The organism is Ochrobactrum sp. PL_is483 (assembly GCF_055816855.1).
Genome location: NZ_JBVPGS010000039.1, coordinates 186,832 through 200,418 on the forward strand (window position 1 = coordinate 186,832; position 13,587 = coordinate 200,418).

A 13,587-nucleotide genomic window follows, 5' to 3' on the forward strand; every position below is an offset into this window, starting at 1 on the left:
GCTTTTTTACAGAGTGTTTAGAGCCTGTTCCAAAACTCGCCCTGCCGGTCTGCAAATGGCAATTTTCTGCATTCCGGTGCTTATGTACGATAAGTACACAGCGCTCCGGTACTCGAAAATTGCCATTTTCGCCTCGGCCTGCCGCTTTTTGATTCAGGCTCTTAGCTGCGGGGCTTCAAGTTTTCCGGGTCGTAGAGCGGTTTATAGCCGATAGAGCGCACCTCAACTGGATAAGTCTCGCCGAAATATTCCACGTTCAGTTTGCGGCCTTCCTGACAATAAGCCCAGGGCAGATAAGCGAGGGCAATGTTCTTGCCGATGGTCGGACCATAAGCGACGGACGTCGTGAAAGACCGGCGGCCAAGCTCATCGACAAGTGTTTCTCCCGTGTCAGGGTCCTGTACAGGCATGATGCCGACTGGGTAACGGGCCACGCCTTTCTTATCGATATTGTCGGTCATGACCAGCGTGCAAAGCATGGCAGGCTGATGCTCGCGGGCACGATATTCCACGTGCTTTGCCTTACCGCGGAAATCGGCCTCCTTGACCTTGGGACGGGCAAGGTCTGCTTCCAGAAGATTGTACTCGGTCAGGAGGTCGGCATTTTGCAGTCGCAGGCTCTTTTCCATGCGACGCGTGTTGGCATAGGTCTCGACGCCGACCGCGATCACGCCGGTGGAGCGAAGCGCATCCCAGACGGCGAGACCGTCGTCATAGCGCATATGCAGTTCCCAGCCCTGTTCACCGACATAGGAAATGCGGAAAGCGGTAACGTCCTTGCCTGCAATCCGGATCGGTTTGATCGCTGCAAACGGGAAGTTTTCCGCGTCGAGGCCTTCAGGATTCTCGACAACCTTTTTCAGATTTTCGCGCGCATTCGGCCCCCAGATGCCGATGGTAACGTATTTCTCCGTCACATCGGTGATCGTGACATCGAAACCCTTATCTTCGGCCACACGACGCATATAGTGGAAATCGCGTGGGCCCGCATCGGCGCCATTGATCATGCGAATGCGGTCAGCCATGCGGATTGCCGTGAAGTCGGCTCGCACCATTCCTTCGTCGTCAAGGAAGTGGGTATAGATGCCCTTGCCGATATTGGCGTCGCCGCCGATCTTAGCCGCGCAGAGCCACTCCATCAGTTCGACATGGTCGGGGCCTTCGATGTCATACATCGCAAAGTGCGAGAGATTGATGATGCCGCAATTTTCGGTCAGTTCGAGATGCTCGGCATTGGAGACGCGCCAGAAATGGCGGTTGTCCCACTCGTTTTCGCGTACAGGCACACGGTCGCCGTATTTCTCCAGCAGGTGCTCGTTGGCGGCATAGCCATGGGCGCGTTCCCAGCCGCCCAGCTCCATGAAATAGCCGCCGAGTTCGACTTCGCGTTCATAGAATGGTGAGCGGCGAATATTACGGCCCTTTGAGAAAGGCTCGCGTGGGTGAACCGCCGGATTATAAACCTTCATCGCGGTTTCAGTGCAGCGGTCCCAGATGAACTGTTCCGTCATCTGGTGCGGATAAAAACGGGAATAATCGATGGCGTGATGATCAATGGAAGTCCGCCCGTCCGTCATCCAGTCGGCGATGAGCTTGCCCATGCCGGGGCCGTCCTTCACCCATATGGCCACCGCATACCAGAGGCCGCGCACCTTCTGGCTTTCGCCCATTGAAGGGCCGCCATCGGTTGTGACCTGCAGGAAGCCATTGAAGGAGTGGCTTTCATTGTAGCCAAGCTCACCCAAAATGGGCGTCAGTTCGATTGCCCGTTCGAGCGGTTCCAGAATCTGCTCCATTTCGAGGTCGCGCTGTGAAGGCGACAGGCGCGCTTCGTGCTTTTCCAGAAGATCGCGCGGATGGCACAGGCGAGGATTGGTTTCCTCGTAGTAACCCCATTCGATCTGGCCACCTTCGGCGGTCTTCGGATCACCCGTGTCGCGCATGTAGGCGGAATTGCCTTGGTCGCGCAGGAGCGGCCAGCCGATTTCCTTGCCGGTTCCCTCGAACTCGTTATAGGGGCCGAAGAATGTCAGCGGATGGTCGATCGGCATCACTGGCAGGTCTTCGCCGACCATTTCGGCGATAAGGCGGCCCCAAAGCCCGGCGCAGATAATGACATAGTCGGCTTCGATGGTACCACGATGGGTGACGACGCCCTTGATGCGGCCATTTTCGACGACCAGCGACTGGGCTGGTGTATTGGCGAAACTCTTGAGCTTGCCAGCGGCTTCTGCCTGATCAATCAGCTTGCCGGCAACGGTCTGCGAGCGCGGGATGACGAGGCCCGCATCCGGGTCCCACAGTCCGCCCTGCACCATGCTTTCTTCGATCAGCGGGAATTTTTCCTTGATCTCTGCTGGCTCCATCAGGCGCGCGCGGGTGCCGAAAGCCTTGCCCGACGCTACCTTGCGCTTGATTTCGTCCATGCGCGCATCGTCGCCGACGCGCGCCACCTCGATACCACCGACGCGGGCGTAGTGGCCCATCTTTTCATAGAAGTCGATGGAATAAAGCGTCGTCCAGCACGATAGAAAATCGTGACTCGTCGCATAGCAGAAATCGGAAGCATGGGCTGTGGAACCGATATCGGTCGGAATGCCGGACTTGTCGATGCCGACGATATCGTCCCAGCCACGCTCGATCAGATGATGTGCAACCGAGGCGCCGACGATGCCGCCAAGCCCGACAATCACAACTTTCGCCTTCTTAGGAAACTCTGCCATTTTATGCGATCCTGGTTGGTATTTCACAAAACCATAGTCGTTGGCCGGTCGCGACATTTGCCTTTATACGACATATTCGAAGCGGCAGACGACTGCATTGCAGCTTCCGGAAATCCCTGAGGATCGAACGTGAACTATTCTGTTCGCGACATGCCTTCAATCGAAGGTCAATAGACAGTTCGACCTGGTGAACTGATTCCAGAAATGCCTGTATGATTTTGATTTTCTTTTGAAAGCTGACAGGATGGGGCGCGCCATTGAAACTGCAACCCATCCTTTCGCGATATTGGCCTCAAGCAGCGATGAGCATTTTGCGCTCGGCGCGCTCCTGTTGCGGCGAGCGTCCATATAGTTCTCGGTAGCATTTGGAAAAATGCGACGCCGAGACGAAGCCGCACGCAACGGCCACCTCCACAACAGGCATGGACGATTGCAGCAGGAGATGGCGCGCTCGGTCGAGCCGGATTTCCAGATAATAGCGTGCGGGAGACCGGCCCATTTCCTGACGGAAAAGACGTTCCACCTGCCGGCGAGACAGGCCTATCGTGTGGGCGACATTGATCAGCGCCTGCGGCTCCGAAAGATTGGCTTCCATCATCTCTATAATGGTCAGTACCTTCGAGTTCTGGATGCCGAGGCGGGCGCGTAGCGGCAGGCGCTGGCGATCCTGAGGGCTGCGGACACGGTCCGTCAGGGCCTGTTCGCAGATCTTGTTGACCAGATTGGCGTCGAAATCATCGCCGATGAGCTTCAGCATCATGTCGAGAGAAGCCGTGCCGCCCGCACAGGTGTAGAGATTGCTGTCGACTTCGAAGAGATCGGCATAGACCTCAGCCTTTGGGAATGCTTCCGCGAAGCCCGGCAGGTTTTCCCAGTGGATGGCGCAGCGCTTTCCCGACAGAAGCCCGGCGGCCGCCAATATATGTGCGCCGGTGCATAGTCCGCCGACCGCCACGCCGCGATTATATTCTTCGCGCAGCCATGCGAAGACGGATTTGTTCCGAAACTCTTCGACATAGACCCCCGAGCAGACAAAAACCATGGAAGGCCGCTGTTCGCGCTGGAGATAGCGGCGCTCATCTTCCAGTGAAGCGTTGACCGCGCATTCCACACCGTTGGAGGCCGTTACCGGTTTTCCATCCACCGATGTCAGGCGCCACTGATAGGCGTCATAGCCCAGCATTCGATTTGCTATGCGTAATGGCTCTATGGCCGTTGCGAAAGCAATCATCGAAAAATTTGGAACAAGAAAAAAGACAATAGACCGCTTAACCGATGAAGCCTGAATCATGCCCTATCGTTCCCATTCTCGAAAGCTTCGCCTGCGGTTCCCGACGCAGTTGAAGCCTTGTGTCTCCGTCACGACTCCGGGTCGTTTTTGGGCCCGGTTTTATCCGGTCGCTTTCAGACCGGCGATCTTGTCGCGTCAGCCCGGATTTGCAGGGGGACGATGATGACGCAAACAAGATAGGGTTATATTGAGACACAGAACGGCTAGGTTGCAAAGTGCGGCTAAATGCCTGCCGCTAAAAGGTGTTTTCATGTCGCGAAATTGAGGGCGGATCGCATGATCGCCCTCAATTCGATTTCAGTTTCTGCGCTGGAATTCGCCCTGGTTTCTTGGAATGCCGGGCAGACGATCATCCACGTTAGGCCAGCCAATATCGTGCAAAATGTGCTCGGGCAACGATTCCAGTACCCGGCGGCTGCGCCTCACGCGACCTTCATAAGCCCAGATTTGTAGTTGCTTCTGTATTTTGGAGCGAAGCTCCAGAAGCCATGAGGGCCCATTCATAACGGTCCAGGTTGGCATGGAGCGAACGGTCGTCGCCTTGCCACTGGAAGCGGATTGGCATTGAACGGTCATTTTCTTTCTCCTCATTCAGGAAGTCCGGTTGATGCGTTCGCTGCAGCTCGCTTGTTGGTGTCCTGAATATGTATTCCACTTGACGTTCAATCAAACGAAATATAGAAAGGTTTAAGATCAGAAAATTTGAACATTCAGCACGGAAACGGAGTCCGTCATGACAGCGCCCGTTCAACATCCCCTTCCAATGCTTGATATTGATGTGCTGCGCACTTTTGTGGCGATTGCCGATACGGGAAGTTTTTCATCTGCTGCAAATGCCGTGTTCCGCACGCCTTCAGCCGTATCGATGCAAATCAAGAAACTGGAAGAGCAGCTCGGTGTTGCGGTTTTCGATCGGGATGCGCGCTCGGTCACGCTAACGAGCGATGGCGAGATTCTGCTTGGATATGCGCGCCGTCTTCTGGCTCTCAATCGGGAGGCCGTATCAAAGTTTGTTGCGCCGACGGTTACGGGCGTGGTCCGGCTGGGCTCGCCGGACGATATTGGCGAATGTGTCCTGCCCCTCGTGTTGAAGCGTTTTTCTGAAAGCCATCCGGGGGTAACGGTCGATGTGGTGATCGACCAAAGCAGCAACCTGCGCAAGCGGCTGGATGAGCGCCGACTGGATGTGACGCTGATCAATATTTCCCACACGGTGCCCAACAAAGGCGATGTGGAAGTTCTGCTGGACGAGGAACTGGTATGGGCTGGCGCCAAGTGTGGTACGGCTTATCGCCGGGACCCTTTGCCGCTCTCCATATGGGAAGAGGGCTGCGCCTGGCGGGGCAATGCGCTCGAAGCGCTTGAAAGCAGCGGGCGTCCTTATCGGATCGCTTATATGAGTTCGCACTCGACCGGGCAGCGGGCCGCGATCATGGCTGACCTCGCGATAGCGCCATTCGGTAAGACACTTTTGAATGACGGGATCGTAGCGCTCGGGCCGGAACATGGTCTGCCTGCTCTGGGGCGTTATCAGCTAGGCATGGTGGTAAAGCCGGAAGCCGGTCCGCACATTCAGGTTGTTGCCGACCATCTGCGGAATGTTTTCGAAGCCTATCGTCGCTCCGGTCGCTTCGAGACGTTCCGCTCCTGCTGACGGCAAATTGCAGCTTATGGGGATGGGCTAATTCCTTCTCTTGCCAGGGAAAAACGCTGCGCTAAATTTCTTCCGTGACAGCCGAGTGAATCGGCTTCACCGCCAGATGCCGGGCAAGGCCCAGCATGTGGCGGAAGCATAACTGCTTTGAGTGGACCTGGAACTCTATGCGCCTGCTTTTTCAAAAAGGGCAGAAACGCGCATCCCATTGGAGAGACTGTGATGAAGCTGACCCGACTTGTCCCTGTTGCTATCGTTCTCTGCGCATTTACGCTTGCGTCCTGCGCAAATACCGTTCGCGGCGTTGGCCGCGACGTAAAGAACACTGCCCATGCGGTTCAGGAAACTGTGGAATAAAGAGAACGAATGGCCCAGGTGTATCCCGGGCCTTTCGGTCATGGCACCAGAAAATAGCTGACCGCCAAGTGCTCGTCTGGCCGGGTTTTGTATACGACGTCCGTGGTGTAGATGCCTTCATGAGGCACTACGACGTTTGTAGCTTGCAATAGAGGTGTAATGTGTCCGTTGGGTTCAGTTCCACCGAACCACATCACTAGAACGGGTGCTGTCAAATGCGTCTTGGCATTAGGCATTTCAGGATGCACTACACGCAAGGACGAATCAAATAATTTGAAATTGCCCGATATCTGTGGATTGTCAGCCAAGATTGTTTTGAATGGGCCTTTCGCCTGCACCTCTTCATAAAGATGTCGATAGTCGAGCTGGCCGTAAGGCGGTGTGCCGGAGCCGTAGGTGAGATTGTAGCTCAGAACCGGTGGAACGATGAGCGCCACGACTGCGCCGACGACGGCATAGTCGAGCACAGCCCTGTTTCCGATCCGATAACGTGCCATAAGGCTCGCCATCAGTGCTGGAGTGAGGAACAGAACGGGCTGGAGCCACCGATCTTTCACATTATTGGCGCCGGTAGCGACGACGCCAACCAGAACAATTCCCAGCCCTACCAGGATCAGGAGGCGCATGAATTGTTCGCCAGGGGTCAGCGGGGCGGATGCGGCGGCGCGCTTTTTCCAGTGAATGAGCGCGATGATGCCTGCTATTGCGAGCGCAAGGATGGAAAACAGAAATGCCGCTTCTATCAGGCTTTCGACCCCCATCAGCCGATCGAAGAGAATATTGCCGGAAGCACCGATCTCAAATTTTCCGGCACGCGCCATGACGCTGGATTTATGGGCAAGCATCCAGAGTGCGGTGGGTCCAAAGCAGATCGCAAATGTCAGGATCGTGACGAAGCTGAGCTTGGACAACAGTATCCGGCGATATTCGGGAATGAGAAGTCCTGTCACGATCAACATGATCAGGAAGAACGAGGCATTGAACTTGCCGAGAAGCGCGGCAGCCATAGCCGCGCCAAGGGCGGCGGCAGAGCCGGCACGCCGCGCGCGCATATGCCAGGCAAAGGCCAGGAAAGCCCAGCCGCAACCAGCGGTGCCTGCAACAGAATGCGTGAGGGCGCGCTGGGATTCCCATCCGATTTGCGGAATGAGAAACAGCCCGAGCATGCTGGCTGAAGCGATGATGCGCGTGAAGCCAAGCAACCTCATGGCGCCATAAACGCTCAGGAAAAGGCTCGCTAGAATACTGAATTTCACGATCTGGAGGGTGAGCATCGATGTGCCCAACACTGATGCTGCCAGATTGGTAATCCATGTATAAAGCGGAGGTTGCGATCCGCCATAGCCCCAGTCAAGATAGCCGATATTGGCCAGTTGTTCGGCGTCATCAAGGCCAGCGCCGTTGGAAACGATAGTGACGAGAACGGCTTGGAAGGCGAAATAGCACAGCACGAAAACCACAGCTAAAGGCAGGCCGAAAAGCTTTCTGTCGGCGGTGGAAACAACGGTAGCTGATCGTTGCGCGGTCAAATGCATTGCCTTGAATAAATTGTCTGTGCGGATTCCACTGGAAGCAGCCTGCATTTCACAGGATTATGTCCAGATTTCAATTGGGCCGCTCGAAAAGCCTTGTAACAAAGGCGTGTAAATACGCAACCTCACAAGATAAAGGGTGCAGGCCGTTTCAGGCAATTTATATGCGCAACAATGGCAAAAACCGCGCTGCCAGAGGTGCACGGTTTTGCCAATTACGCATGGCATCTCCGCCGAACGGTACACTGGCGGGATATACAGAGCTCCGGTACGCAGTACCAGATCCGGAGCCGAGAGCGGTTTGATCCGTCTCGTGCTCCTTTTTAGCTCAACATCGTTACCGTACGGTTATCAGAGGCTTAAGCAATTCTAAACAATGCAAGTTTTTTGCATGGAAAATTATTTACTTCGCGGCGGATTTAGAACGAAGGTAATTGATAATGCCAGAGAAATCTTCGCCGCCGTGCCCTTCGCCGTCAAAAAGACTGTACAGGTCCTGCGCATGCGCACCGAGAGGAGTTTCGGCACCGGCGCTTTTGGCTGCTTCCTGTGAAAGTTTAAGGTCTTTCAGCATCAAAGCAGCAGCAAAGCCGGGCTTATAGTCACGATTTGCGGGCGATGTGGGAACCGGACCGGGAACCGGGCAATAGGTTGTCAGCGACCAGCATTGTCCCGAAGAGGTTGAGGCCACGTCGAAAAGTGCCTGATGGGACAGGCCGAGTTTTTCAGCGAGCACGAAGGCTTCGCTCACTCCAATCATCGATATGCCGAGGATCATGTTGTTGCATATCTTCGCCGCTTGTCCCGCGCCGTCGCCGCCGCAATGGACGATTTTCCCGGCCATGGGTTGCAGGATAGGCTCTCCGCGCTTGAAAGCATCGTCACTGCCCCCGGCCATGAAAGTCAATGTGCCCGCAGAAGCACCGCCCGTGCCGCCCGAAACAGGCGCATCGATGGAAAGGTGGCCATGAGCGGCTGCCAGTTCATGCGCCTTGCGAGCCGAATCGACGTCGATTGTCGAACAATCGATAAAAAGCGAACCCTTTCGGGCCTTGGGCGCAATGTCTTCATAAACCGAGATAACATGCTTGCCTGCGGGCAGCATCGTTATGACCGCATCCACGTCGGTGACTGCTTCTGCCGCGCTTGCTGCAATTTCGAGGCCGTTGGCCTTTGCTTCTTCCAGATGCTGCGGCAACAGATCGAAGCCCAGCACCTTATGACCGGCCTTGACCAGATTGGCAGCCATCGGGCCGCCCATATTGCCGAGGCCGATAAATGCGATTGTGGCCATGACAAAACCTCCCTTGCTGATTGTTGCGCTTTAACGACCGATCATGTGACGGGCGATGATAACGCGCATGATTTCGTTGGTGCCTTCAAGAATTTGATGAACGCGCAGGTCTCGCACCAGTTTCTCCACGCCATAATCGTGAAGATAGCCGTAACCACCCAGAAGCTGGAGGGCTTCGTTTGCGACGTTGAAGCCGGTATCGGTCACGAAGCGTTTGGCCATGGCCGACCATTTGCCGGCGTCGTGGGTCTTGCGGTCGAGCTTGCTGGCGGCCGTATAAAGAAGCATGCGCGAAGCGGCCAGTTCCGTTTCCATGTCGGCCAGGCGGAACTGCAACGCCTGAAAGCGATCAAGCGTTTGCCCGAAAGCCTTGCGCTCGGCGCTATATTCCAGCGCCTTGGTGGTTGCGGCTTGCGCGCCGCCTAGCGAACAGGCGGCAATATTGAGGCGCCCGCCGTCGAGGCCGGCCATCGCGATCTTGAAGCCGACGCCTTCCTCGCCGAGGCGATTCTCAACCGGTACACGGCAGTTGTCAAAAATGACCGTGCGGGTCGGCTGGGCGTTCCAGCCCATTTTATGCTCGTTGGCACCGAAAGACAGGCCCGGTGCATCTTTAGGCACAACAAGCGTGGAAATGCCTTTCGGACCGTCCTCGCCGGTACGCACCATCGTGACATAGACATCAGTCGCACCGGCACCGGAAATGAACTGCTTCGCGCCGTTGACAATATAATGGTCGCCATCGCGCACGGCTCGGGTCTTGAGTGCCGCCGCGTCGGAACCGGAGCCGGGTTCCGTGAGGCAGTAGCTCGCCAGCCAGTTCATCGAGGTCAGTTGCGGCAGGAGGCGCTGGCGCTGGTCCTCGTCGCCGAAAGCGTCGATCATCCACGCAGCCATGTTATGAATGGACAGGAAAGCCGAAAATGTCGGGCAAGCCGTGGCAAGAGCCTCGAAGATAAGCACTGCATCAAGCCGTTTCAGCGCCGATCCGCCGACGTCTTCCCGCACATAAATACCGCCCATGCCGAGCGGCCCGGTTTCACGCAGGATGTCCACCGGGAAATGCTTGTCGCGATCCCATTGCAATGCATCAGGGGCGACGCGATCGCTGGCGAAGGCGCGCGCCATATCCTGAATGGCAAGCTGTTCTTCGTTCAGTTCGAACTGGTTCTGGTCGGCAGCATCCATGGTTTCCTCCCTATGAGCACCGCTTTCATGGTCCGACTAGAGCATAAGAGCAAGATGCTGCCAACGTTCCAGTGGAATAATGTTGCTCACATCTGTAATAAACTGATGCGCATTTTTGCATAGACGCGTACCGGTCGGGGTCCCGTTGCCAGCGGGATCAGATTAAGCTACGCAGCAGTCCATGGCACGCGCAATCATGTTTCAGGGAACCGGTTCAGACGTTGGCAAGAGTGTTCTTGTCGCCGGGCTTTGCCGCCTTGCGCGCAATCGTGGACTGAAGGTACGCCCGTTCAAGCCGCAGAACATGTCAAACAATGCCGCTGTCAGCGATGACGGGGGTGAGATCGGTCGTGCTCAATGGCTGCAGGCGCTGGCTTGTGGCGTGCCGTCCTCGGTGCATATGAATCCGGTTCTGCTGAAGCCGCAGACGGATATGGGCAGCCAGGTTATTGTTCAGGGTCAGATGCGGGGCGAAGCGCGTGGGCGTTATTATCAGGAGTTGAAACCGCAGCTCATGGCTGCGGTCATGGAATCATTCGCCCGAGTCAGCGAATGCGCAGATATTGTGCTGGTGGAAGGTGCGGGGTCGCCCGCTGAAATCAACCTTCGCGCGGGCGACATTGCCAATATGGGATTTGCGACACAGGCTGGTGTCCCTGTTGTTCTCGTCGGTGATATAGACAGAGGCGGCGTGATTGCCTCTCTGGTCGGCACCCACACGATTTTGCCGGAAGAAGACCGCGCCATGGTTCGCGGTTTTCTGATCAACAAGTTCCGGGGCGATATTTCGCTTTTCGATGACGGTCTTGAAGCAATCACGCGGTTTACCGGCTGGCGCTCATTTGGAGTGGTTCCGTGGATGAACGCGGTATCGCGGTTGCCCGCCGAGGATTCGGTCGTTCTTGAGCGGGCTGCGCGTGGAGACAAAAAGGCGCTTGTCGTCGCAGTACCGATGTTGCCGCGTATCGCCAATTTCGATGATCTCGATCCGCTAAAGGCAGAACCAGATGTGGAAGTGGTTATGGTGCCGCCAGGTTCCAGTCTGCCTGCGGATGCGGGACTTGTGGTGCTGCCAGGCACAAAATCTACGATAGCCGACATGCAGGCGTTACGGGATAATGGCTGGGATCAGCAATTGTCTGCCCATGTGAAGCGGGGTGGTCATGTGTTGGGCATTTGCGGCGGGTTCCAGATGCTTGGCCGCCACATTAGCGACCCTGCCGGTATTGAGGGGGATACGCGGGGCATCGATGGTCTCGGGTTCCTCGATATTGAAACAGTTATGGAGCCTGAAAAAGTGGTCCGCAATGTGCGGGCGACTTCGCTTCTTCATAATACTCTGCTTGAAGGTTATGAAATTCATATCGGTCGCACGACCGGGCCAGATATGACACGGTCGTTCGCCCGAATTGGCGAGCATGATGATGGAGCCATATCGCCGGACGGACGCATCATGGGGACTTATCTGCATGGCGTGTTCAATGCGGACGAATTTCGTCGGAAATTTCTGCACAGTCTCGGGGTGCATGGCAGTTCAGTGAACTATCGAGCTGGAGTCGAGGCTGCACTGGATGAACTGGCCGAAGGACTGGAAGCGTGTCTCAACATCAATGCGCTGTTTGACTTGAAATAAGGTCTCCAATTGTCGGCTGCGATTGACGCCGATAGGGGGAAAGCCTAGTGTCCAAAGTCATGCAACAGGTCTTTGTCGGGACGAATCCCGGCGATACCAAAAGGGAATGCGACGGACGGACCCATTCCGGGCGTCTTTATCGCAGCCGACCCCGCGACTGTAGAGCGGAGAGGGAAGAAGCAAACCGGGCAACCGGTAACCACTGGAGGCTGAGAGCTTCTGGGAAGGTCGCTTCGATCCCCACGACCCGCGAGCCAGGAGACCTGCCTGTTGCGTGAGGGCATTGAGCCCGAGCCCCATGGGAGGTTTTTCCCTGCTGCCTGCACGGAGGTTGTCATGGCTGCACGAACTCAAGATTCTGTTTCCAACATACTCGCAATGCCGCTCGCTGCCCGACTGAGCACAGCTGTCGCTTCACTGCTCCTCGGCGCGTTCCTGATTTACGGCGTAGGGCTTGCCCATTCCGACACGCTGCACGATTCGGCACATGACACGCGCCATTCCTATGGTTTTCCCTGTCACTGAGCAGTTTGACATCTTTCGGAATTGAAGTTGAACAAGGCTCGATGGCGCACGGCTAGAGCATTTCCCGTTTTGATTGAATCATTGGAAATGTTCTATCTGTTTGGTTTTATGCGTGTCTTGTTCCGAAAACCGTATTGAGGGACAGAAATGTTGATCCGTTATTTGTTGGCGACACTCGCCGCCGGTCTTCTGGCCGGGCTGCTGGTCACGCCTGTTATGTATCTGAAAACAGTGCCTTTGATCCTGCAGGCCGAAACCTACGAAGAGGCTGGTGATGGCCACAGCCATGGCGAGACGGAAGCTGCGCCTCACGATCATGGTGCCGCTCCTGCAGATGCTGAAGAAGAAGGAGCGGAGTTGCCGTTTGGACGGCTGGGCAATACGATTCTTGCCAATCTCGTGGCCGGGGCCGGTTTTGCTCTGCTGCTTGGCGGGCTAGCCCTGCTTGTCGGACGTCGCATCACGGTGCAGAATGGTATCTATTGGGGTGTTGCGGGTTTCTTCACAGTCGCATTTCTGCCTGCGTTGGGACTGTCGCCAGAATTGCCGGCAATGCCTGCGGCGGACCTGGTCGAACGCCAGCTCTGGTGGACTACAACCGTGGTGCTGAGCGGCCTCGGTATCTATCTCATCGCTTTGCGTCAGGAAACCTTGGCGAAGATATCGGGGCTGGTGCTGATCATGGCGCCGCATCTTTATGGTGCTCCGCATCCAGAGGATATTTCGTCGCCTGTTCCCTCGCTGCTTGCTTCGCAATACGCGGTCGCTTCGCTGGCGACGAACCTTTTCATGTGGGCGGTGATTGGTCTCGCGCTTGGCTGGTTCATCCACCACTATGCATCGTCCGAGATTGGAGGCTGACGAAAATGGCTTCGCCCGGAAAACTGGTTTTGGTTCTTGGCGGAGCCCGTTCGGGTAAGTCGTCTTATGCCGAGAAAATGATCGAATCCTCGGGGCTCAAGCCGCTTTATCTGGCAACAGGGCGCGCCTTCGATGAGGAAATGGAAAACCGCATTGCCATTCATCGCGACCGGCGTGGTTCCGAATGGCAGACTGTGGAAGAGCCGCTTGATCTCGTCGGCGCACTCACATCGCATGCTGCCGCCGACCGGTTCGTGCTGGTCGATTGCCTGACCCTGTGGCTGACCAATTTGATGATGGCCGAACGCGATATAGCGACAGAGACGGCAAATCTGGTCGCGATGCTGCCAAACCTCGCCGGGCCTATCGTTTTGGTTTCAAACGAGGTGGGACTTGGCATCGTGCCGGAAAATCGCATGGCACGGGAATTTCGCGATCATGCAGGCTTTCTGCACCAGGCAGTGGCTGCGATCGTGGACGAAGTTTATTTCATGGCGGCAGGGCTGCCGCTCAAGATGAAGGGATAAAT

Annotated in this window: 12 protein-coding genes, 1 pseudogene and 1 riboswitch; of the genes and pseudogenes, 7 read left to right on the plus strand and 6 right to left on the minus strand. The window is 56.1% G+C overall.

The genetic code is table 11. From position 1 onward, the window contains the following. Positions 1 to 55 precede the first annotated feature (55 nt). Positions 56 to 163, plus strand: a pseudogene (locus AC0TNJ_RS17835) (flagellar basal body P-ring protein FlgI); the annotation flags it as partial. On the opposite strand, the gene AC0TNJ_RS17840 reads toward AC0TNJ_RS17835, so the two are convergent. From AC0TNJ_RS17840 to AC0TNJ_RS17850, 3 genes are all read right to left on the minus strand, one after another. Continuing rightward, complete coding sequence (locus AC0TNJ_RS17840) at positions 162 to 2,723, minus strand: GcvT family protein (protein WP_473771883.1); 2,562 nt, start codon at positions 2,721 to 2,723, stop codon at positions 162 to 164. The pseudogene AC0TNJ_RS17835 and the gene AC0TNJ_RS17840 sit on opposite strands and share 2 nt — an antisense overlap. 292 nt (positions 2,724 to 3,015) lie before the next feature. Beyond that, the gene (locus AC0TNJ_RS17845) at positions 3,016 to 4,014 is read right to left on the minus strand and encodes a GlxA family transcriptional regulator (RefSeq protein ID WP_473769547.1); all 999 of its coding nucleotides are present in this window, start codon (positions 4,012 to 4,014) and stop codon (positions 3,016 to 3,018) included. Between the two features lie 297 nt (positions 4,015 to 4,311). Beyond that, the gene (locus AC0TNJ_RS17850; RefSeq protein WP_473771884.1) at positions 4,312 to 4,590 is read right to left on the minus strand and encodes a DUF1127 domain-containing protein; all 279 of its coding nucleotides are present in this window, start codon (positions 4,588 to 4,590) and stop codon (positions 4,312 to 4,314) included. Between the two features lie 157 nt (positions 4,591 to 4,747). Here AC0TNJ_RS17850 and AC0TNJ_RS17855 point away from each other — a divergent pair, with 157 nt between their 5' ends. Continuing rightward, positions 4,748 to 5,668, plus strand: coding sequence for a LysR family transcriptional regulator (locus tag AC0TNJ_RS17855; RefSeq protein WP_473769545.1), 921 nt, complete (start codon positions 4,748 to 4,750; stop codon positions 5,666 to 5,668). 222 nt (positions 5,669 to 5,890) lie between these two features. Next, positions 5,891 to 6,025 (plus strand): entericidin A/B family lipoprotein, encoded by a 135-nt coding sequence (locus tag AC0TNJ_RS17860; protein WP_122000505.1) that lies wholly within the window; start codon positions 5,891 to 5,893, stop codon positions 6,023 to 6,025. Positions 6,026 to 6,063: 38 nt separating this feature from the next. Here the strand turns inward: AC0TNJ_RS17860 and AC0TNJ_RS17865 are convergent, their stop codons facing one another. From AC0TNJ_RS17865 to AC0TNJ_RS17875, 3 genes are all read right to left on the minus strand, one after another. Continuing rightward, positions 6,064 to 7,560, minus strand: a complete 1,497-nt coding sequence (locus AC0TNJ_RS17865) for a glycosyltransferase family 39 protein (protein ID WP_473771885.1) — start codon at positions 7,558 to 7,560, stop codon at positions 6,064 to 6,066. Positions 7,561 to 7,960: 400 nt separating this feature from the next. Beyond that, positions 7,961 to 8,851 (minus strand): 3-hydroxyisobutyrate dehydrogenase, encoded by an 891-nt coding sequence (gene mmsB / locus AC0TNJ_RS17870; protein ID WP_473771886.1) that lies wholly within the window; start codon positions 8,849 to 8,851, stop codon positions 7,961 to 7,963. A 30-nt stretch (positions 8,852 to 8,881) separates the two neighbouring features. Further along, a complete protein-coding gene (locus tag AC0TNJ_RS17875; RefSeq protein WP_473771887.1) occupies positions 8,882 to 10,039 on the minus strand; it encodes an isobutyryl-CoA dehydrogenase in 1,158 nt (385 codons plus the stop codon). 181 nt (positions 10,040 to 10,220) lie between these two features. Here AC0TNJ_RS17875 and AC0TNJ_RS17880 point away from each other — a divergent pair, with 181 nt between their 5' ends. From AC0TNJ_RS17880 to cobU, 4 genes are all read left to right on the plus strand, one after another. After that, positions 10,221 to 11,672, plus strand: a complete 1,452-nt coding sequence (locus tag AC0TNJ_RS17880; protein WP_473771888.1) for a cobyric acid synthase — start codon at positions 10,221 to 10,223, stop codon at positions 11,670 to 11,672. A 49-nt stretch (positions 11,673 to 11,721) separates the two neighbouring features. Continuing rightward, positions 11,722 to 11,957: riboswitch (cobalamin riboswitch) on the plus strand. A 51-nt stretch (positions 11,958 to 12,008) separates the two neighbouring features. Beyond that, a complete protein-coding gene (locus tag AC0TNJ_RS17885; protein WP_473771889.1) occupies positions 12,009 to 12,197 on the plus strand; it encodes a CbtB domain-containing protein in 189 nt (62 codons plus the stop codon). 147 nt (positions 12,198 to 12,344) lie between these two features. After that, the gene (locus AC0TNJ_RS17890; RefSeq protein ID WP_473771890.1) at positions 12,345 to 13,058 is read left to right on the plus strand and encodes a CbtA family protein; all 714 of its coding nucleotides are present in this window, start codon (positions 12,345 to 12,347) and stop codon (positions 13,056 to 13,058) included. 5 nt (positions 13,059 to 13,063) lie between these two features. Beyond that, positions 13,064 to 13,585: a bifunctional adenosylcobinamide kinase/adenosylcobinamide-phosphate guanylyltransferase gene (gene cobU / locus AC0TNJ_RS17895; RefSeq protein ID WP_473771891.1), complete on the plus strand. Its 522-nt coding sequence runs from the start codon at positions 13,064 to 13,066 to the stop codon at positions 13,583 to 13,585. Positions 13,586 to 13,587: the final 2 nt, after the last annotated feature.